Here is a 19458-nt window from a genome sequence, read left to right on the forward strand (position 1 = left end):
GCCCGCGATGACATACCTCGTCGACGAATTCGGGCTGCCCTCGTGGCTGCGCTCCATCGAACGCTGGCTGGCCGTCGACTTCGTCCAGATGCTGGTGTGGGTCATCGGCGCCATCCTGATCGCCCGCTTCATCCGCTGGGTCGCCGGTCGGTACTCGCAGCGCGCGGTGGCACGGTTCGAACTCAGCGAAGACATCGTCCAATCCGAGGACCTCAAGCACCGGCGCGCCCTGGTCGACGTGGTCGCGTGGACGTTGATCGCCGTCGTCGTGATCGTCGTCGGCCTCAAGATCCTGGCGGTGTGGGTCCCGACGTCGAGCCTCGTCGGTCTGAGCGCCGTGCTCGGCGCGGCTCTCGGTTTCGGCGCGCAGCGGGTCGTGCAGGATGTGCTCGCCGGCTTCTTCATCATCGCCGAGCATCAGTACGGCTACGGCGACGTCGTGAATCTCGCGGTGACCGGCGGCCTGGAGGCCGAAGGCACCGTCGAAGATGTGACGTTGCGCGTCACCCGGCTGCGGAACTCCGACGGTGAGCTGATCACCGTGCCCAACGGGCAGATGATCAAGGCGACCAACCTGTCCAAGGACTGGGCACGCGCCGTCGTCGACGTCCCCGTTCCGCTCGACGCGGACATCAACGTCGTCAACGCGACGCTCCGCGAAGTGGGGCAGGAGTTCTACGAGAAGCCGCGGTGGCATCGGCTGCTGCTCGACGCGCCGCAGCCGCTGGGGGTGACGAACCTCGAACTCGATTCGGCGACGGTGCGCATGGTGGCCAGAACGCTTCCGGGTCAGCAGTTCGACATCGGTCGTGCGTTGCGGTCGGAGATCATCTTCGCGCTCGCCCGCCACGGCGTCACCGTCTCGAAGGCGGTCCGCAACCAGACGGTCGCGCAGACAGCTGCCGATGCGACGCCGGACGAGGCCCGCGACGGGGGTGACGAATGACCGACGGGCAGCAGCAGACGCGCGTGGAGCGGCTGAAGCACGTCTATCACACTCGGGTGCGCACGACGACGGTCGTGTTGATCGTGCTGTGGTTCGCGCTGTTGGCGCTGTACGGCTTCACGTCGCATCACTATCCGCCCAAGGACGCGGTGAAACCGACTCGGACCACCGAGCAGCCCGTGGACACGCAGGCCCCGGTCACCGAGCCGTCGGAGACGACCTCCCGGACGCCGAGCACCAGCGTCGAGTCGACGACGGAGTCGACCCCCGAGCCGACCGACGGCACCGAGCAGACGACGGGGCAGACGCAGTCGACGACGCCGTTGCCGCCGCGGCGGACCGCACCGCTGCCGACGCAGCTCATGCCGGAGCTCGACGCACCGGACGAGAGCACCGACACGACTCCGGGCAGCGGCGACGGTCGGTGACCGCATCGATCAGTACACTTGGTCACCGTGATCAAGCTGTCGAACGTGACGATGCAATACGCGAAGTCGAGCAGGCCCGCCTTGTCGGACCTGTCTTTTGAGATCGACAAGGGCGAGTTCGCGTTCCTGATCGGGCCGTCGGGGTCGGGGAAGTCGACGTTCTTCCGGTTGCTCCTCAAAGAGGACAAGCCGACGTCCGGCGAGATCGAGGTCGGCGACTTCCACGTGAACACGCTTCGCAACCGCGATGTGCCGAAACTGCGGCAGTCCATCGGCTGCGTGTTCCAGGACTTCCGGTTGCTGCAGCAGAAGACTGTCGCCGACAATGTGGCGTTCGCTCTCGAAGTGATCGGCAAACCGTCGTCGACGATCCGCGACGCGGTGCCGGAGACCCTGGAGTACGTCGGCCTGTCAGGCAAGGCCGACCGGATGCCGTTCGAGCTGTCCGGCGGTGAGATGCAGCGAGTCGCCATCGCGCGCGCCATCGTCAACCGTCCGCAGTTGCTGTTGGCCGACGAGCCGACCGGCAACCTCGACCCCGAGACGAGCGAGGGCATCGTCGAAGTGCTCGACCGGGTCAACCGTCGCGGCACGACCGTGGTGATGGCGACGCACGACCGCCACATCGTCGACGCGATGCGACGTCGAGTCCTCGAGTTCGACAACGGCAAGCTCGTCCGCAACGACCAATACGGCGTGTACGGCATCGGCTGACCGACGACTTCGCAGACTACGAGAGGCGAGCACGCATGCGCGCGAATTTCATCATCGGCGAAGTCCTCAACGGATTCCGTCGCAACATCACCATGACGGTCGCCATGATCCTGACGACCGCCATCACGCTCGGCATCCTCGGCGGCGGCATGCTGGTGATCCAGATGGCCGACAAGAGCCAGAAGATCTTCCTCGACCGCGTCGAGATGCAGTTCTTCATCAACGACGAGGTGACCGAGCGGGACCCGAACTGCTTGGAAGCGCCGTGCACGACGCTCCGGAACGATCTGGAGGCCGAGCCGGGGGTCGGGTCGGTGACCTTCATCAGCCAGGATCAGGCGTTCCGCACCGCGAAGGCGGCGTGGGAGAAGGATTCACCCGAGCTCGCCGACTTCATCCGCAAGGAGGCGTACCAGGGTGCGCTCCGCGTCCGCATGGACGATCCGGACCGGTTCGGCGCGGTCCTCGACAAGTTCTCGAAATCTCAGGGCGTCGACGGCGTCCTCGACCAGCGGGACCTGGTGAAACGCATCTTCAGTGTGCTCGACGGCGCGCGCAACGCGGCGTTCGCCATCGCGGCCGTCCTGGCGGTGGCGGCCATCCTGCTGATCGTCAACACCGTGCAGATAGCCGCCTATACGAGACGGACGGAGGTGTCGATCATGCGTCTGGTCGGCGCCACCCGCTGGTACACGCAGCTGCCGTTCCTGCTGGAGGCGGTGATCGCCGCCGTCATCGGCGCGGTGCTTGCGATCGGCGGCCTGTTTCTGGGCAAGATATTCTTCTTCGACAAAGCGCTCGAAGACCTCTACGGTGTGAACATCCTGGCGCGCATCACGAACGCGGACGTGTGGTTCGTGTCCCCGTGGCTGGTGTTGGCCGGCATCGTCTTGGCCGGCATCACCTCGTACGGAACGTTGCGCGTCTACGTCCGTGAATAACACGGGCAGTGGTGAACCGGTCCGACCGTAGGACCACCCCGACTACACCTGGAGGAGCGCAACGTGCCCAGAGAAAAGGGCAAGTCGGTGATCGCCAGCAACCGCAAAGCCCGGCACAACTACACCATCCTCGAGACGTTCGAGGCCGGCATGGTGCTGCAGGGCACCGAGGTCAAGGCCCTCCGCGAAGGCAAGGCGTCGCTCGTCGACGCATTCGCCACGATCGACGACGGCGAGGTGTGGCTCAACGCGGTGCACATCGCCGAGTACGGCAGCGGGACGTGGACCAACCACGCGCCGCGTCGCAAACGCAAGTTGCTGATGCACCGCCGCGAGATCGACAACCTGATCGGCAAGATCCGCGACGGCAACCTGACGTTGGTCCCGTTGCAGATGTACTTCTCCGACGGACATGCGAAGGTCGAGTTGGCGTTGGCTCGCGGTAAACAGGCCCATGACAAGCGGCGCGACATCGCCGAACGGACTGCCAAACGAGAGGTCGAGCGCATCGTCGGCCGTCGCGTGAAAGGCATGTGAGACCCGCCGTGACAGTGCGGGCGCGGTGCTTGGCAGTGCTGGCCGTCGTTGCGTGCGGACTGTCGGCGTCCGCGTGCGGCGCCGACCCCCGGCCCGCCGAAGAACCGACGCCGGTGCTCGGATGGGTCGTCGGCGACGGGTGCGCGACGCCGCCCGATCGGGTGCGCGCCGACGGCGACGGTATCGTCGCTCGCGGTCTCGCGGACGCCGGATACCGCTCGTTGTATGTGGTCTGCGACGCCGCGCAGGCGCCCGCCGCTCTCGATGATTCCGCGCTTCACGCTCGTCTCGACGAGCAGGGTCTGCGACTCTCGGTGATTCCGTCCAACGACGCCGACGTGAGCGCCGCGATGCGGGCCGACATCCCGTTGCCCGCGCTGCGCACCGCGATCACCCGGCATGTGATGGCGGCGCAACCGTTGGTGTTCAGCGGGGAGGCCGCTCTGCTCGACGACGCGCACATCGCGACCGTCGCTAACCGCGACGTGCTGGCGATCGGCCGCGACAGCAGGCGGACTGCGGGCGCGCCCATCAACGGCGACGACGAGCGGTTCTCGCGGGCCATCGGCTCGCAGGGGCTCATCGTGTCGTTGACCAACGGGGAGTCGGCGGCGCGCGACATGTCGTTCGATCTCGACGAGGTGAACCTCGCGGGCGACGTCGTCGCCGCGACAGACGTATGGACCGGTCGTCGGGTGCACGCGTCCGGCGGCACGATCACGGTGCCGGTGGCGTCCACCGATAGCGCGCTGCTGCGCATCGGCTGACCGAATCGATGGGTCTTCGGTGATACCGGGATGAAAGTGTCGGTCGGGTTCGTTATGATGGGGTGTCCGCTGGAAACAGGGGACACCACTCCGCTGGAAACAGGGGAGACCACCTCGGGGCCGATCGGTTTCGACTACGTGCATCGAGGTGGGGGAAGCGTGTCGGTGCAGGCTGGAGACCACCGTAAGCGTCGCAGCAAACAATTAAGCGCCGATTCCAATCAGCGCGACTACGCACTCGCTGCCTGATCAGCGAGGCTAGTCTGTCGGCCCGGTTCTAAGTTCCCGGAACCGGATGCCGGCATCAGCTAGGGGACTCACTGTCGGCGTCGGTCGCGGACGACGGCAGGACATCAAACAGCGACTGGGATCGTCATCCCGGCTTGTTCGTGAGACCGGGAGATCCAAGTAGAGACATAGCGGACTGCACACGGAGAAGCCCCACCGAAGTGACGGAGGACCCGGGTTCAATTCCCGGCGGCTCCACCCCGGCCTCCCACCTGTTAGCGCAGGTGGGAGGCTTTTTCGTTGGTTGTACTGGACGACCGTGGACGGGCGTCGCGTCACGTGCCGCCGACCGCGCGACCACGACGGGCCGCACGACCACGACGGGCACACGTGGAAGTCGGCGTGACCATAGACGTGCAGACGTCTGCAGTTGAGGTATGACGAACACAACCCCAGTCGCCATTGGAACCACAATCGTTCACGCCGGACGCCCCGAGGCCCCCGGCAAGCCCCGGTTGGGTGCCTACCTCACGTCTCGCGTCACCACGCCTTCCTGGCGGCGTCGACAGATCGACCAACGCAAGAGCCCCACCTGCTAGGCAAGGTGGGGCTCTTGTGCGTCAGTGGAGCGAGAGGCCTAGGCCAGCCCGGAGAAGACGTAGAGCAGAGCGTTGAGGACGTAGTCGTTGCCGGAGATCGTGTCCCACAGGATGCTGTCGATCATGGAGAGCCCTTCGTTAAGTCGTTTGACGTACTGCGAACAGACTAGACTAAACGGACGTCATTCGGTCTGCCGCTTGGCGAAGACTCGGAGGGCGTCCAGGTAACCCGGCACGTAGACGCTCTTCGGTGCCAGGATCGAGCGTCCGACAGTGCGGATGTCGTTGCCGCGGTACTCGATGTCGTTGCGCGTCAGCCGATGCGTTCCCTCCGGAAAGTCCTTCACCGTCAACAAGTCCGGCTCGATTCGGTCGCGGTAGACGCGTTCGGTTTCGGCGACGTCGACGGATCTGTCGCGGCCGCCGAGGAGGAGCAGCGTCGGGATGGGAACGGACGTGAGGGACGCCGTCGAATCCGAGCCCGCGTTGCGTGTGATGAACGCCCACCGGTCGGCAGCCATCGGGTCCACGTCGACATGCGAAGCCAGGTACTCGGTGTAGTCGGCCTTTCGCCGGATCAATGCCGCCCGCTTGGTGCGACGATCCACGGTGGCGGCGAGCTCTCCGGGTGAATCGCCGTCGGCCACGGCTTCGGCGCGCGCCGCGAACTCGTCTTGGCGCAGCCAGTTGATCGCAGGGTCGACGGCGATCATGAAACGGAGATCGGGGCGTGCCCGCGCGACCTCGGGGAGTACCCAGCCCGCCTGACCGAGACCCCACGCGCCGACGCGCGTCTGGTCGATGTCGTCGCGAGTATGCACCCACGCGATAGCCGAGTCGACCTCCGTCGCGCGATCGTGCATCGACTGGTCGAGCCAATCGCCGGGCGCGCCTTCCACGCCGGGCTTGTCCCACGACAACGAGGCGAAGCCTGCCTCGGCGAACGCGTCCCAGAGCGGCTTGAGGTGATCGCCGTCATCGGCGTCGACGGGGCCGTCGTCGTGGACGAAGACGACGAGCCCGTACGGTCCCTCCTCGTTGGCCGGGGTGGCGAGGATGCCGTGGAGTTCGCCGCGCGGACCGGGAATCGTCACGCGCTCCTCGTGGAACGCATAATCCTTGGCGACGAGGACCCACACGGTGACGCCCAGGACGAGGGCGACGACGGTGCCGAGTGCGACCAGCGTCAATTTCTTCCTGCGGCTCACACAGCGAGTTTAGACGGGACGTACGGGTTGACGGCTACAGGTCGCCGGCCCCTGGTCGACGTGTCGCACAGACAGAACGGCCCGCGCACCGAGGACGGTGCGCGGGCCGCGGTAGGTCACTACCGGTCTATGCCAGACCCGAGAACATGAGGCGGAGTGCGCCCAGAAGTGCGTCGTTGTTCTGCAGGGCTTCCCACAGTGCTTGATCGATCATGATGTGCTCCTGTCACTTGAAGACCGATTACCGTTGCCACGGTACCGTCGGTCACTTGAAGTTGCGAGTCCTCACGCCTCGGGATCGCCGAGAACGGTGTAGTCACCCTCCGCGTAGTGCTTGCGCACACGCTTCTTGTCGAACTTGCCGACCGAGGTCTTGGGGACCTCGGTCACGAACGACCAACGCTCAGGGATCTGCCAGCGCGGCACCTGGTCTTCCAGGTACTTCTTGTGGGCGTCGATGTCGGCGTCGTCGTCGCTGCGGACGACGGCGAGGACGAACGGACGCTCATCCCACTTCTTATCGGGGACGCCGACGACGGTGGCTTCGACGACCGCCGGGTTCGAGGCGATGATGTTCTCGAGCTCCACCGACGAGATCCATTCGCCGCCCGTCTTGATCATGTCCTTGGCGCGGTCGACGATCGTCATGAAGCCGTCCGGGGTGACCGTCGCGACGTCGCCGGTGCGCAGCCAGCCGTCGTGGAACTTCGATTCGTCGGTCACGTTGCCGTCCGGCTGGTAGTACGAGCCGGTGATCCACGGTCCGGACACTTCGAGCTCGCCCACGGCCTCGCCGTCCCACGGCTGCTCCTGGCCGTCGTCGCCGATGATCCGTGCGGCGACCGGCGACGGGAACCGCCCCTGGGTGACGCGGTAGGCGAACTCGGCCTCCTCGTCGGCTACCCCCATCGGCGGGCGGGCGACGCTGCCCAGCGGCGACGTCTCGGTCATGCCCCACGCGTGGGTGATGCGGACGCCGTATCCGTCGAACTTCTTGATCATCGCGGGCGGCACCGCTGCGCCGCCGACGACCACCTCGCGCAAGTGCGTGATGTCCTGCGGCTTCGCGTCGAGCAGGGCGGACACACCCTGCCAGATGGTGGGGACCGCGGCAGCCACCGTCGGGCGTCCCTCAGCCATCATCGTCAGCAGCGGCTCGGGCTGCAGGAAACGGTCGGGCATGATGAGCGTCGCGCCCGCCATCATCGCGGCGTACGGCAGGCCCCACGACATGACGTGGAACATCGGCACGATCGCGAGCATGGTGTCGGTGCTCGACAACCGCATGCCCATGGTCGTGGTGACGATCAGCGAGTGCAGGTAGATGCTGCGGTGTGAGTAGACCACGCCCTTCGGGTCGCCGGTGGTCCCGGAGGTGTAGCACATGACCGCAGCGTCGTTCTCGTCGATCTCCGGCCACGCGTACGTCGTCGGCTCGTCGGCGATCAGTTCGTCGAACTGGTGGACGGTGATGCCCTCCGGCGCGTCGATCGCGTCGACCGGTCCGTTGACGACAATCACGTGCTGCACGTTGGGCGTGCCCGGCAGGTACTGCGAGAGCATGGGGGCGACGGTGGCGTCGACGAAGATCACCTTGTCGTCGGCGTGGTTGATGATGAAGACGGCCTGCTCCGGCGACAAGCGCAGGTTGAGCGTGTGGAGCACGGCGCCCATCGACGGGACGCCCGCATAGATCGCCTGGTGCTCGTTGTTGTTCCACATGAAGGTGGCGACGCGGTCGCCGCGTTCGATACCGAGCTTGGCGAGTGCGTTGGCGATCTTCGCGCCGGTGTCGCCGATGTCGGAGAACGACACGTCCCGGAAGCCTTCGCCCGTCCACGTGCGAATCCGTGCTTCGGGGAAGATGCGACGGCTGTACTCGACCAGGCTCGAGATGGTCAGGGCGCCGTGTTGCATCGTGGACTGGATCATCGAGTCTCCTTCGTTTGCGCCGAGCGAGTCGGTTCGCACTTGTTTCGCCGAAAAGTGAGCGGCCTCACGCCGCTATCGACTAGTTTCCTACATTAGTCACACTTTGGTGCACCATTCCACCAAGATGGTGCGTTGTCGCCGAGGAGATGAATCGCGAGTGAAGTCCGACGAGGTGCTCGTCCTGGCGACGCGGCAGTTCGTGTCGGGCCGACGGCTCGAAGTGGGGGAGCTCGCCGCCGCGGCGGGCATCAATCGCAGCACCCTCTACCGTCGGTTCAACGGCCGCGACGGACTTCTCGGCGAAGTGATCTGGTCGTTGACCGAGATGACGATGGATGCGGCCGCCCGACGCGCCGTCGGCGTCGGCGGCGAGCGCATCGCGACGATGATGCGTGAGTTCGCGGTCCTCGCGAACAGTGCGGCGTACTTCCGCGACTTCCTGTCCCGTGAGCCCGAACGGGCGTGGCGACTAATGACGACGAAGGTCGGCGGGGTGCAGCCCCGCATCGTCGAGCGGGTTGCCGCGTTCATCGACTACGAGGTCGTCGCCGGGCGGCTCGATCCGCCGATGCCGGTGCCGGATCTGGCGCTCATCCTGGTCCGCATCACCGAGACGTTCGTCTACGCCAACGTGATCAGTGGGGAGGAGCCCGACGCGGCGAAGGTTGCGCAGTCATGCGGGGCGTTGCTCGGTGTGCGCGAACGGGTCACGCGGTGAGGGTCTCAACCAGCACTGGGACATGACTGTGCTCGACGTCCTTCGCCGCGGTCGCCAGTTCCACGTCTCCTGCCGCGGCCAGCGCACGCAGCTCGTCGAGAGCCTGTGCCGCCGGACCCGACGCGAGTTCCTCGCGATAGCGCGCGACGAAGTCGTCGTACCGGTCACGGTGTGCGTGGTACCAGGACCGCAACTCGTTCGACGGCGTCACATCCTTGAACCACCGCCCGATGCGCGGGTCGTCTTTCCTGATGCCGCGCGGCCACAGCCGGTCGACGAACACCCGGTCGGTGTTCGGCGGATCGTAGACGCGGGCGACGGTGATCACGTCGTCGACGTTACGCCACCCGCACACCCCTGCCGAGCTTGTGCGCGGGCACGCGCAGCCGACGCGCTGCGACCGCCAGGGATGCGCAGCCGATGACGACGGTGACGGCCAAGCCGATGTACCAGCTGTCTCCGACATGGCGGGCGAGCCGCTCGTCGTCGCCCGACAGCCCGGGGGTCGTCAGTGCGTCGCACCCCTCCGAGCGCACATCAGGTCCGGCACGCGCGGCCGACTGGAGGAATGCGAAGAAGCCCGCGCCACCGACGAACGGCGAGTCGTCGGGTCGGTCGATGCCCGCCGACACGACGTCCGACACGATCAGCACCGGGTTCGGAGCCAGCAGCCACCACGTGTACTCGGTGTGGTTGAACCGCTCCTCCCGTTCGTCGAGACGGCAATTGGCTTCCGAGGTAGCGTCGTCGAAGTCCCAGCCGGCGACCGTCACACGATGATTCTGTTGCGTCATCGGATAGGTCAGCCCGAACGCTATCGGCGAGCCCAGCAGAAGGAGCAGCACCGTCGCCTGGGTGAGCATCGCCGACGCGGCCGGCCGGGAGGTGAGCGAAGAGAACGCCAACCCGATCGCACAGTAGGCGCCCATGATCGCGGCGGTCACAATCATCGCGAGGATTGCGAACAGAATAGACGTGTGACTCGATACCGCACCCCAGATCAGGTACGGCAGCGCGACGCCGATCAGGGCGAGCGAAGCGAACCAGGAGCCGAGGAGCTTGCCGAGCGCCAAGTCCCACGAGGAGATCGGAGCCGCCTGCACGAGGGCGAGGGTCGCATCCCGGCGGTCACCGTTGATCGACGTCGCGCTCAACGTCGGCGCGGCCGCGAATCCGAGGAACAGCACCACGGCCAGGGTGATGTCGAGGAGGTTGGACGCCCAGTCCCGGTAGCTCTCGCCCGCGACGGCCACCGTCAGATACAGGGAGCCGAGGACCAGGACGCTGGTCAGTGCGAACAGGAGACCCGCGGTGACCTTCCAGCGAGTGGACCGGATCCGCTGACGGACTTCCAGACCGACGAGGACGGCCACTGCGTTGCGGTTCACTCCGGTCACGTCCTGTCCGCGTCGAGATCGAGATAGGCCTGTTCGAGTCCGTTGCCGAGTCGGGTGAACTCGGCGACCGGTGTGCCCTGTGCGACATAGTGTGCGAGGTAGGCGGCCGCGGCCGCATCGTCAGCGAGTTCGATGAAGACCGCCTGATCGGTCGGCTGGTTCACCAGTCGGACCCGCCACCGCCGCGTGGTCGAGGCCGCGGATGGCCGCGTACGTCCGCCGGTCATCATCACGACGTCGTCGACCATCTCTTCGAGTTCGCCGAGGATGTGCGAGGACACGAGGACGGCGGCGCCCGCGTCGGCGACGGCCCGCAGCTGTCCGCGGAGCTCGATGCGCGAGCGCGGATCCATGCCGGACGCGGGCTCATCGAGCAACAGGATCCGTGGGTGGTTGACCAGCGCGCGGGCCAGGCCGAGACGCTGCTTCTGCCCACGGGAGAGGCCGGACGCCGGATGGTCGGTGAACTCGACGAGATGGACTTGGGCGAGCAGATCGCGGGCCCGCTGATCGGAGGTCGCTCGGTCGGCTCCGTTGAGTCGGCCGAACGCGACGAGGATCTCGCGCGGCGTCAACGACTCCCACGTCCCGAACACGTCGGGCATCCACCCGATGCGGCTGCGCATCACCTGCGGGTCGGCGACGCCGTCGCCCGTCGCGATGACGCCGCGGTCGGGGGCGAGTAGCCCGGCGAGCATCAACAGCAGCGTGGTCTTGCCCGCACCGTTGGGCCCGACGAGGCCGGTGATCCGCCCCGGGTGCAATGCGATGTCGGCGTGGACGACGGCGTGGTGCGCGCCGAACGATCGTGCGAGGCCGACGCCCGTCAGTGCGGGCGGCGGCGTGGTCATCCGGTCACGCTGTCGCGTACGCGGGCACGCTCGAGCGCATGTGAGACGAACGAGAGCGCTTCGCCGTGCCAGAAGCCGATGTGATCGAGCATCGGATGGCCTCCGCCGGGCACCGGCACGTAGGTGGCGTCGAGGCCGCGCGCGGCGAGCTCGGCGATGCCCTTCGCGGTGCGCTTGGGCCGCGTGACGGTGTCGGATTCACCGTGTATCGCGACGACTCGCGCCTCGTCGCGGATCTGACGCCAGTCGGCGAACTGCCACCACGGCGCCAGCGCGAGGATGTCGGTGACGCGGTCGTCGTCGCCGAGCTGCGCGGCGATCCGGCCGCCCATCGAATGCCCGATCACGGCGACCGGGACGTCCGGGTAAGCGCGGGCGAGCTGTTCGAGATCGTTGCGGGCGTACGGCATCGGGCTGGCTTGGTCGCCGTTCCACCCGTACACGCGGTAACGGGACTGGCGGACGCGCACGCGTGCGCCGAACGCGGCCTGAATGGACGCGGTGAACGGGTACATGCGCAGTGCCGAGCTCTGCAACGTCGAGAACGGGCGGTAGCTGAAGTCGGTGCCGCCGGGCAGGACCAAGACGGCCAGCTCGGGCCCCGGTATCGACAAGTGCATGAATTCCCCCACATCCGGTGATCGCCTCGCCCCCGACAATAGCCAACTCCCGGTGGCAGAATCGTTCGCATGCCGCACCCGAGAGCTGGAACCCCCGCCCGCGCCGACGACCTGATCGACGTCGCAGCCGTCGAGAACGCGTACTACGAACGCACTCCCGACGTGCAGGATCCGGGGCAGCGGGTGGTGTTCGGGACGTCGGGCCACCGCGGCGCGAGCCTGGCCGGGTCGTTCAACGAGGCACACGTCCTGGCGATGACGCAGGCCATCGTCGAGCATCGTCGACGTGCGGGGATCGCCGGGCCGGTGTTCATCGGCTTCGACACGCACCTGCTGTCTAAACCGGCGTGGCGGTCGGCGATCGAAGTGCTCGTCGGCAACGGGGTTCCCGTGTTCACCGCCGTCGACGACGATTACACGCCGACGCCTGCGGTGAGCCGCGCCATCCTGCGGTTCAACGCGGAGAATCCCGGCGTACAGGCCGACGGGATCGTGGTGACGCCGTCGCACAACCCGCCCGCGGAGGGCGGGTTCAAATACAACCCGCCGAGCGGCGGCCCAGCCGACACCCCGATCACGACGCCGATCGCCGAGCGCGCCAACGAGATCCTCGCACGCGGACTGCGCGATGTGCAGCGTGTCCGGTTCGAGGAGGCGAGGACGTCCGACCTGGTGATCGACTACCCGTTCTCCGGCGAGTATGTGACCGCGTTGGGCGACGTCGTGAATCTCGCGGCCATCAGCGCGGCGGGCGTCGAGATCGGCGCCGACCCGCTGGGCGGCGCGTCCGTGAACTACTGGTCGGAGATCAAGGACTTCTACGGGCTCGACTCGATGACGGTGGTGAATCCGACGGTCGATCCGGCGTTCGGGTTCATGACGCTCGACACCGACGGCAAGATCCGGATGGACTGTTCGTCGCCGAACGCGATGGCGTCGCTGATCTCCCGCCGCGACGAGTTCGACATCGCCACCGGCAACGACGCCGACGCCGACCGTCACGGCATCGTCACCGGGGATGCGGGTTTGATGAACCCGAACCACTATCTGGCGGTTGCCGTCGACTACCTGTTCTCGCATCGGGACGGCTGGAGTGTCGACGCCGCCGTCGGTAAGACGCTGGTGTCGTCATCGCTGATCGACCGCGTGGTGGCCGGGCTCGGCCGCAACCTGATGGAGGTGCCGGTCGGCTTCAAGTACTTCGTCGACGGGCTGCTCGACGGGTCGGTCGCGTTCGGCGGCGAGGAGAGCGCCGGAGCGTCGTTCCTGACGTTCGGCGGTGCGCCGTGGTCGACCGACAAGGACGGGATCATCATGAATCTGCTCGCGTCGGAGATTCTCGCGGTGACGGGCAAGACCCCGTCGGAGCGGTATGCCGAGCTCGCCGAACAGTTCGGCGAGTCGGCCTATGCGCGTATCGACGCGCCCGCCGACCGCGAACAGAAGTCGCGGCTGGGTGCGTTGACGGCGAGCCAGGTGTCGGCGACCGAGTTGGCGGGGGAGTCGATCACCGCGGTGCTCACCGAGGCTCCGGGGAACGGCCGCGCGATCGGCGGTCTCAAGGTGACGACCGAGAACGCGTGGTTCGCGGCCCGCCCGTCCGGCACCGAGGACGTCTACAAGATCTACGCCGAATCGTTCCTCGGCTCCGACCACCTCGCCCGCGTCCAAGAGCAGGCCCAGTCGCTCGTCGACTCCGTCCTGCGCTGAGTCCTTCCGCCCCCCCGGCTAGAGTCGACTCCGTGGCCAAGAGCAGCGAACGCACCGACTCCAAATACGAACCGCAGGCGACGTCGAGCATGACGTCGTACATCTTGATCGGCGTGGGCGTCGTGGTGGTCGTCGTCCTGGTGGTCGGCGGATACCTGTGGCAGTCGAACAAGACGTATCCGCCGGTCGACGACAAGGTCCTCGCGGAGAACGCGGCGTTCATCGTCGGCGAGCGGACGGCGCCCGAGACCATCGACGTGTTCGAGGACTTCCATTGCCCGCACTGCAAGGAGTTCGAAGAGAGCTCTGGCGCGGCGATCCAGGCGAAGGTCACCGAGGGTACGGTCCGCGTCCGCTACCACATGCTGAACTTCTTGGACGGCGAGTCGGATTCCGGCGACTTCTCGTCGCGGGGTGCGGCCGCGATCCTGTGCGTCGCCCGCAACGACGATCGGGACGCCTTCTGGAAGCTGCATTCGGCGTTGTTCGCCAATGCAGGCGGTGATCCGTCGAACGCGGAGATCGCGAAGCTCGCCGCCGATGCGGGGGCCGGCCCGGCCGCGCAGAAGTGCATCGCCGACGGCGAACTGGTCGACGAGGCGCGTTCGATGGCCGACGAGTCGAGCACTCAGCTCGCGAACTCGAACGACGGGAACGTCGGCACGCCGAGCGTGCTCTCCGCAGGCACCCAGGTCGACGGCATCTTGGACGGTCCGGCCTGGCTCGACGAACTGATCGCGAACCCGCCGAAGTCCTGAGCACTCACACGGCGAGCGGTCCGTCAGTCGTCGTGATCGGCGGGGTGTATCCGTCGGGTTCGCCCTCGAACATGGCGGAGAGGACGAAGGCGTCGCTGCGCGAGCATTCCCAGTCCTCGCGCCACGATTCGGGCGGATCGGTCAGGAGTTGTCCCGGGCTGAGCCACTCGTAGAGCTCGACATACGTCTTCGATTCGTTCGGTCCGACAGTCCGCACCAGCATCGACGCGTTGAGATCGCCGAAGCTGTCGAGACCCATCGACGCGATGAGCTGCTTGGCGTTGTCGACGACGTTGCGTTGCAGGTTGTAGACGCGTGTGGTCTTGTCGTCGACGTCGAGTGCTCGTGCCCGTCGCGGGTCTTGCGTGGTGACGCCGACCGGACACTTGTTGGTGTGGCAGGCCTGGGCTTGGATGCAGCCGACGGCCATCATCATGGCGCGGGCAGCCAGCGTGAAGTCGGCGCCCTGGATGATGCGTTTGACGATGTCGACGCCGTTGGTGACCTTGCCGGATGCGCCGACCCGGATCTGGCCGCGGAGCCCGGTGCCGACGAGCGCGTTGTGCACGGTCATTAGGCCTTGCGTCAACGGCATGCCGACGTGGTCTTCGAACTCGACGGGTGCGGCTCCGGTGCCGCCTTCGGAGCCGTCGACGATGATGAAGTCGGGTGCGATCCCGGTCTTGTTGATCGCTTTGCAGATCCCGAGGAACTCGCTGCGCGAGCCGACGCACAGTTTGAACCCGACGGGTTTGCCGTCGGACAGGTCCCGCAGTTGCCCGATGAACTCGCACAGTCCTTCGGGGGTGTGGAACCGATTGTGCGACGGCGGTGACACGACGGTCTTGCCTACGGGCACGCCACGCATCTGCGCGATCTCGGCGGTGACCTTCGGGCCCGGCATCACGCCGCCGAGGCCGGGCTTGGCTCCCTGGGACAGTTTGATCGAGACGCATTTGACGGACGGCGCCTTCACCTTCTGGGCGAACGTTTCCGGGTCGAACTGGCCGTCGCTGGTCCGGCAGCCGAAGTAGCCGGTACCGATCTCCCAGATGAGGTCGCCGCCCGGCTGCAGGTGGTACGGGCTCAGGCCGCCTTCGCCGGTGTCGTGGGCGAACCCGCCGCGGGCCGCCCCACCGTTGAGGGCGAGGACCGCGTTGGCGGACAGCGCGCCGAAACTCATGGCGGACACGTTGTAGAGCGCCATGTCGTACGGCTGGGTGCATGCCGGGCCGCCGATGCGTACACGCGGAGTACCCGCGGGTGCGGGTTTGGCTGCGATGGAATGTCGGACGAACTCGGAGCCGATCTTGTTCACGTCGCGTTGAGTGCCGAACGGGTCGACGTCCTTGATGTCCTTGGCCCGCTCGTAGATGGTGCTGCGTGTGTTTCGGTCGAACGGTGTGCCGTCGGTGTTTCGTTCGATGAAGTACTGCTGGATTTCTGGCCGGATCGATTCGAGGAGGAATCGGAAATGTCCTAGTACCGGGTAGTTCCGCAAGATGTTGTGCCGGTGCTGCAGCAGGTCGTACACACCGATGACGGCCACCGCCACCAGGGGGACGCTCAGAAACAACCACCAGGGAGAGAGCCAGAAGACGAGGAGCAGCGACGCGGCCGAAACGACCCAGAGAGCGAGTACTGCGAACCATCGGATCATGAGAAGTCGGACCTCCGTTGTCGTCGATCACGGACGGGGCCGGGGCCGACCGTCCCACTCGCCGCCAGACTACGACGTTCTCGTGGCCAGGTCTTGCATAAGGCAACCCTGAAGGAAGTGACCAGCGGATTTGGCCGCCGTTTACGCGGTGGGGTAGGTTAGCTACCGCACCCGGAGACCGGGTACAACCGAATACGGGGCTATGGCGCAGCTGGTAGCGCACCACACTGGCAGTGTGGGGGTCAGGGGTTCGAGTCCCCTTAGCTCCACTCACGAGAAACCCCCTCCGACCTGCATCGGAGGGGGTTTCTTTATGCTCTGGCATCGGCACCGAACGGGCGCGTGTTCCTAACTTGTGCCTACGGCTTTCGATAGGACGTCGGCCGCGGCGCTCAACCGCTCATCCGTCACGCGGCCGTAGATCGCCTGCGTCATCCGCTCGCTGTGGCCGTGCCACGCCGCAACCACATCGGCTGGAACACCCGCCTCACGCATCCGCGACACCGACGAGTGACGGAGATTCCGCAGGGTGATCGGACGCAACCCGAGCTCCTTCGTTATCTGCTGAAACTGGTTGCTGTAGGTACGGACGGGCATCGGTGTCCCGTCCTCGCGGCACACGAGGAAATCCGTCTCCGCGAACGCCTGACCTAGCGCCAGGCGCTCCTTCTGATGCGTTCGGCGCATCGCCTTCACAATCGCGAGTTCGCGCGCAGGGATCGGCAACGAGCGGGCGCTACGCGGGTTCTTCGGGTCATCGGTGACATCGTGCCCGTTGACATCTACGCGGGCACGCTCGATCTGCAACGTCGCGGCGGTCAGGTCGAAGTCGCCCCACTGCAGGCCTCCGACCTCTTCGCGCCGCAGACCGAGGAGCGTGAGGGCGTAGCAGCCACCGAGACGATCACCCGCCACGCGGGATAGGAACCCGTCCATCTCGGTCGGTGTCCAGACGTCATCGTCATCGAGCGCGACGACAACCTTCTGCGCGGGAACGTCGAGGAACTCAGACGGGTCGTGGCTGATCCACCGCATCCGCTTGCAGTGGACGAACACAGATTGCGTGCTGACGATCGCGCGGCGCTTAGTCGCGGGCGCGAGAGGACGCGTCGGGATCGGCTTCCCGTCCTTCGTGTGGCGTGGCTTCGTCGACATCGTGAGAGTCCAGTCAACGAGGAGCTCCGGCGTGATCCTCTGCAGCGGTACATCGCCGAACGATCGTCGCGCGTACGCGAGCGATTCACGGTCGGCGCGCACCGTGTTCGCGCGGGTACTGTCGTCGGCGTCGCGGACGGTCAGCCAGTGATCGGCGGCGTCGGAGAACGTGCGCTCGCTGCGTGCGGCCCACGACTTCTCCGCCCACTTCTGCCGTTCGGCGTGGACCCAGTCGCGTGCTTCCTGTTTTCGATCGAAGCGCTTCGCGGGTCGGACTTGTTTCCCGGTGACCGGGTCGATCCCGAGTGTCGGCCGTGCGAGCCAACGTCCGTTCGGCTGCTTGCGGATCGAATCGTCGGCGCGTTCAGCGCGCTCCTTCCCACTCATCACGCGACCTCGGCGTCATCATCGAGTGCGGTCGCAATGACAGCGAGTTCGTCAGGGCTGAGTGATTCCACAAATGCTGTGAGCATCGGGACATCGACCCACAGTTCGTCGGCGACCTCTGGTGCGTGTCGTGTCCAGCGAAGAGCATCGATCAGTTGGTCGAGTGCGATGAGTCGGCGCGCCGCTGTGCGTTCGACGAGAGCTTCTTCGCGCGCGAGGAGGATGCTGTCGGAGGGTGTAGGCCCGCGTTCGTGGTGGACAAGCTCATGCGCCAGCGTGCAGCGCCGCTCCGCCGATGACAGGAGTCGAGCGTTTATCTCGATGCGGTCTCCGTACATCTGTCCGCGCTGTCCGTCTGGCAGGTGGTCGACGAACACGATGTCGACGTCGGGTAGCCGATCGCGGGCGTCCCGCCACGGGTGATACATCATGCGGTTGCTTCTTTCGTTCCTGCACCCATGAGCGGTGCTGTCAGCAGTTGTCGAGGTTCCACTTCCCGTTAATGAAGGTCCACGTCTGAGGGGCCATCGTCCCCTTGTTGTCGTAGGACTTTGAGACGACCGTGGCTGTATCGCCGTTCATCGTGATCAGGTAGGTCGGATCACCGGAGAAGTCGCGACCGGAGTTAGCGCCGTAGGCCTCTTCGATCATCGTCGCGAGGGCTCCGCGGGTCGTCTGTTGCTGGCAGCGTGGGGACTGGTAGTCGAACGCTTTGTCCCAGTCGTGGCCTTGCGGCACTGTCTTGTAGAAGTCGGCGAGCCGTGCGCGTAGCGCTGTCTCACTATTCGGGGCGGCAGAACTCTCGGCAACCGATGTCGACGTCGATGGGGGAGCGCTCGGACTGGTATCGCTGTCGTCGCTTCCGCAGGCTGTCAGGGCGAGCGCGACGGCGATGACGGCTACGGCTGGGATGGATCGCATTGTGTCTCTTCTCATTTGGTGTTGTGGACGTGAAGCGGACAATAGCGGTCACCGCCGACACATCTGAGGTACTTGTCGGTCGATCGAACTAGTCGTCGTCCGGTCCGACCTGTGATTCTTCCCCCATCCCTTCGAGGCGGTCGTGAAGAGTCTCCCCCGGTGAAGGGGTTTCAAACCGTCGCGCGGCGTACAGCATCTGACCGGGTTGTGTGGCGTCGTCTGGTCGAGCGTCATTCAGGATCGATTCGATCCTGGCGTCGTCGCCTGCACGGTGCGCCAACACCAGAGCCCTCATTCGCTGTCGGTGCTCACTCTCAACGCGCAGTGCGTCCGCACCCACATCGGACTCGGCGAGTTTCCGGACTTCGGAGGACATTCCTTCCAGCGTGCCCTCAAGCAACTCAAGGTCTCCGGTTGAGAGCATGTCGACTGCTTCATCTGCTAGGTCGACCAACTGGAGGTATCTACTCACGCGTTGGCTGAACTCCTCAGCGCGTCGAGTCGCCTCCGCGCGGGTGGCGGTCTTCCATATCGCAGCCCGCTCCTCTGGGGTTTGCTCACTGGGAGGCTTGTCCCTCGCGCGTAGTACAGCGAGCAAGCGCGACGACTGCCCGCCGGTGTCGATTGGCTGAGGGTCTCGACCTTCCAGCACTGCATCGACGCTCCCCGGAGTCCAGTGGAGGGCAGTCTCGATTGCCGAGTATGCCTTAGCACCAAGGCGGCGTTTGCCGTTCTCCAAGTCTGTCAGCACTCGGTAGCTCAAGTCCACGTTCGAGGAGAACTCTTCTCTGGTTGGCCAGCCGCGGACTCGGCGTCGAGCGACAACGAGTCGCCCAAGTCGTTCCAGGTCTGTTTCTGGTTCCATGCCTCTCATCATGCAGAAACGTCCGGAAACATTCAAGAAGAGTTCCCGTTTATTCGGCCCGTCTACTGGGGTGCGTAGGCAGCAGCGGCCAGCGTAAGCAGGGTCGGCGACCTGCG

At 66.0% G+C, this 19458-nt stretch carries 20 protein-coding genes, 1 tRNA gene and 1 other RNA gene; 11 read left to right on the forward strand and 11 right to left on the reverse strand.

Features of this window, described 5'->3' with window-relative positions:
- Positions 1 to 7 precede the first annotated feature (7 nt).
- From L5G28_RS07355 to ssrA, 7 genes are all read left to right on the forward strand, one after another.
- On the forward strand, positions 8 to 946 hold the full coding sequence (locus tag L5G28_RS07355; protein WP_237000938.1) for a mechanosensitive ion channel family protein: 939 nt from the start codon (positions 8 to 10) through the stop codon (positions 944 to 946).
- The gene (locus tag L5G28_RS07360) at positions 943 to 1374 is read left to right on the forward strand and encodes an Rv3103c transmembrane domain-containing protein (protein ID WP_237000939.1); all 432 of its coding nucleotides are present in this window, start codon (positions 943 to 945) and stop codon (positions 1372 to 1374) included. Before L5G28_RS07355 ends, L5G28_RS07360 begins: the two co-directional genes overlap by 4 nt.
- 27 nt (positions 1375 to 1401) lie before the next feature.
- Positions 1402 to 2088 (forward strand): cell division ATP-binding protein FtsE, encoded by a 687-nt coding sequence (ftsE, locus tag L5G28_RS07365; protein ID WP_236996360.1) that lies wholly within the window; start codon positions 1402 to 1404, stop codon positions 2086 to 2088.
- Positions 2089 to 2123: 35 nt separating this feature from the next.
- Complete coding sequence (gene ftsX, locus L5G28_RS07370; RefSeq protein WP_237000940.1) at positions 2124 to 3029, forward strand: permease-like cell division protein FtsX; 906 nt, start codon at positions 2124 to 2126, stop codon at positions 3027 to 3029.
- Between the two features lie 63 nt (positions 3030 to 3092).
- Positions 3093 to 3566: an SsrA-binding protein SmpB gene (smpB, locus tag L5G28_RS07375; protein WP_236996362.1), complete on the forward strand. Its 474-nt coding sequence runs from the start codon at positions 3093 to 3095 to the stop codon at positions 3564 to 3566.
- 35 nt (positions 3567 to 3601) lie between these two features.
- Positions 3602 to 4333, forward strand: a complete 732-nt coding sequence (locus L5G28_RS07380; RefSeq protein WP_237000941.1) for a hypothetical protein — start codon at positions 3602 to 3604, stop codon at positions 4331 to 4333.
- Between the two features lie 116 nt (positions 4334 to 4449).
- Positions 4450 to 4822: a transfer-messenger RNA gene (gene ssrA, locus L5G28_RS07385) on the forward strand.
- Between the two features lie 520 nt (positions 4823 to 5342).
- Here ssrA and L5G28_RS07390 read toward each other — a convergent pair.
- Positions 5343 to 6368, reverse strand: coding sequence for an alpha/beta hydrolase family protein (locus L5G28_RS07390; protein WP_237000942.1), 1026 nt, complete (start codon positions 6366 to 6368; stop codon positions 5343 to 5345).
- Positions 6369 to 6653: 285 nt separating this feature from the next.
- The gene (locus L5G28_RS07395) at positions 6654 to 8300 is read right to left on the reverse strand and encodes a long-chain fatty acid--CoA ligase (protein WP_237000943.1); all 1647 of its coding nucleotides are present in this window, start codon (positions 8298 to 8300) and stop codon (positions 6654 to 6656) included.
- A 157-nt stretch (positions 8301 to 8457) separates the two neighbouring features.
- Between L5G28_RS07395 and L5G28_RS07400 the strand changes: the two genes are divergently transcribed.
- Positions 8458 to 9018, forward strand: coding sequence for a TetR/AcrR family transcriptional regulator (locus L5G28_RS07400; protein WP_237000944.1), 561 nt, complete (start codon positions 8458 to 8460; stop codon positions 9016 to 9018).
- Here L5G28_RS07400 and L5G28_RS07405 read toward each other — a convergent pair.
- From L5G28_RS07405 to L5G28_RS07420, 4 genes are read right to left on the reverse strand one after another with little or no spacing between them, the layout of a single operon-like run.
- Complete coding sequence (locus L5G28_RS07405) at positions 9008 to 9346, reverse strand: DUF488 domain-containing protein (RefSeq protein ID WP_372477193.1); 339 nt, start codon at positions 9344 to 9346, stop codon at positions 9008 to 9010. The two genes, L5G28_RS07400 and L5G28_RS07405, sit on opposite strands and share 11 nt — an antisense overlap.
- A gap of 10 nt (positions 9347 to 9356) precedes the next feature.
- Complete coding sequence (locus tag L5G28_RS07410; protein WP_237000945.1) at positions 9357 to 10415, reverse strand: ABC transporter permease; 1059 nt, start codon at positions 10413 to 10415, stop codon at positions 9357 to 9359.
- On the reverse strand, positions 10412 to 11266 hold the full coding sequence (locus L5G28_RS07415; protein ID WP_237000946.1) for an ABC transporter ATP-binding protein: 855 nt from the start codon (positions 11264 to 11266) through the stop codon (positions 10412 to 10414). The genes L5G28_RS07410 and L5G28_RS07415 overlap by 4 nt, the downstream gene beginning before the upstream one ends.
- Complete coding sequence (locus L5G28_RS07420) at positions 11263 to 11886, reverse strand: alpha/beta fold hydrolase (protein ID WP_237000947.1); 624 nt, start codon at positions 11884 to 11886, stop codon at positions 11263 to 11265. The genes L5G28_RS07415 and L5G28_RS07420 overlap by 4 nt, the downstream gene beginning before the upstream one ends.
- A 69-nt stretch (positions 11887 to 11955) precedes the next feature.
- Here L5G28_RS07420 and pgm point away from each other — a divergent pair, with 69 nt between their 5' ends.
- Both pgm and L5G28_RS07430 read left to right on the forward strand, forming a co-directional pair.
- Positions 11956 to 13596 (forward strand): phosphoglucomutase (alpha-D-glucose-1,6-bisphosphate-dependent), encoded by a 1641-nt coding sequence (pgm, locus tag L5G28_RS07425; protein ID WP_237000948.1) that lies wholly within the window; start codon positions 11956 to 11958, stop codon positions 13594 to 13596.
- Between the two features lie 32 nt (positions 13597 to 13628).
- The gene (locus L5G28_RS07430) at positions 13629 to 14354 is read left to right on the forward strand and encodes a DsbA family protein (RefSeq protein WP_308191955.1); all 726 of its coding nucleotides are present in this window, start codon (positions 13629 to 13631) and stop codon (positions 14352 to 14354) included.
- A 4-nt stretch (positions 14355 to 14358) separates the two neighbouring features.
- On the opposite strand, the gene L5G28_RS07435 is transcribed toward L5G28_RS07430, so the two are convergent.
- Positions 14359 to 16014, reverse strand: a complete 1656-nt coding sequence (locus L5G28_RS07435; RefSeq protein WP_237000949.1) for an FMN-binding glutamate synthase family protein — start codon at positions 16012 to 16014, stop codon at positions 14359 to 14361.
- Between the two features lie 196 nt (positions 16015 to 16210).
- Here L5G28_RS07435 and L5G28_RS07440 point away from each other — a divergent pair.
- A tRNA-Ala gene (locus L5G28_RS07440) sits at positions 16211 to 16283 on the forward strand.
- Between the two features lie 79 nt (positions 16284 to 16362).
- Here L5G28_RS07440 and L5G28_RS07445 read toward each other — a convergent pair.
- The 4 genes from L5G28_RS07445 to L5G28_RS07460 form a co-directional block, all read right to left on the reverse strand.
- Positions 16363 to 17556, reverse strand: coding sequence for a tyrosine-type recombinase/integrase (locus L5G28_RS07445; protein WP_237000950.1), 1194 nt, complete (start codon positions 17554 to 17556; stop codon positions 16363 to 16365).
- Entirely contained in the window at positions 17556 to 17987 is a 432-nt protein-coding gene (locus L5G28_RS07450; protein WP_237000951.1) for an ImmA/IrrE family metallo-endopeptidase, read from the reverse strand. Before L5G28_RS07450 ends, L5G28_RS07445 begins: the two co-directional genes overlap by 1 nt.
- Positions 17988 to 18027: 40 nt before the next feature.
- Positions 18028 to 18477 (reverse strand): hypothetical protein, encoded by a 450-nt coding sequence (locus tag L5G28_RS07455; RefSeq protein ID WP_237000952.1) that lies wholly within the window; start codon positions 18475 to 18477, stop codon positions 18028 to 18030.
- Between the two features lie 88 nt (positions 18478 to 18565).
- A complete protein-coding gene (locus L5G28_RS07460) occupies positions 18566 to 19342 on the reverse strand; it encodes a hypothetical protein (RefSeq protein WP_237000953.1) in 777 nt (258 codons plus the stop codon).
- Positions 19343 to 19458: the final 116 nt, after the last annotated feature.

It is taken from the genome of Gordonia liuliyuniae (assembly GCF_021739025.1).
Classification (GTDB): domain Bacteria; phylum Actinomycetota; class Actinomycetes; order Mycobacteriales; family Mycobacteriaceae; genus Gordonia; species Gordonia liuliyuniae.

What these genes read in the sequence shown, in the direction of transcription:
- L5G28_RS07355 (WP_237000938.1), top strand. Translation starts at nt 8, where the DNA reads ATGACATACCTCGTCGACGAATTCGGGCTGCCCTCGTGGCTGCGCTCC.
- L5G28_RS07360 (WP_237000939.1), top strand. Translation starts at nt 943, where the DNA reads ATGACCGACGGGCAGCAGCAGACGCGCGTGGAGCGGCTGAAGCACGTC.
- ftsX (WP_237000940.1), top strand. Translation starts at nt 2,124, where the DNA reads ATGCGCGCGAATTTCATCATCGGCGAAGTCCTCAACGGATTCCGTCGC.
- L5G28_RS07395 (WP_237000943.1), bottom strand. Translation starts at nt 8,300, where the DNA reads ATGATCCAGTCCACGATGCAACACGGCGCCCTGACCATCTCGAGCCTG.
- L5G28_RS07415 (WP_237000946.1), bottom strand. Translation starts at nt 11,266, where the DNA reads ATGACCACGCCGCCGCCCGCACTGACGGGCGTCGGCCTCGCACGATCG.
- L5G28_RS07420 (WP_237000947.1), bottom strand. Translation starts at nt 11,886, where the DNA reads ATGCACTTGTCGATACCGGGGCCCGAGCTGGCCGTCTTGGTCCTGCCC.
- pgm (WP_237000948.1), top strand. Translation starts at nt 11,956, where the DNA reads ATGCCGCACCCGAGAGCTGGAACCCCCGCCCGCGCCGACGACCTGATC.
- L5G28_RS07435 (WP_237000949.1), bottom strand. Translation starts at nt 16,014, where the DNA reads ATGATCCGATGGTTCGCAGTACTCGCTCTCTGGGTCGTTTCGGCCGCG.
- L5G28_RS07445 (WP_237000950.1), bottom strand. Translation starts at nt 17,556, where the DNA reads ATGAGTGGGAAGGAGCGCGCTGAACGCGCCGACGATTCGATCCGCAAG.
- L5G28_RS07450 (WP_237000951.1), bottom strand. Translation starts at nt 17,987, where the DNA reads ATGATGTATCACCCGTGGCGGGACGCCCGCGATCGGCTACCCGACGTC.
- L5G28_RS07455 (WP_237000952.1), bottom strand. Translation starts at nt 18,477, where the DNA reads ATGCGATCCATCCCAGCCGTAGCCGTCATCGCCGTCGCGCTCGCCCTG.
- L5G28_RS07460 (WP_237000953.1), bottom strand. Translation starts at nt 19,342, where the DNA reads ATGGAACCAGAAACAGACCTGGAACGACTTGGGCGACTCGTTGTCGCT.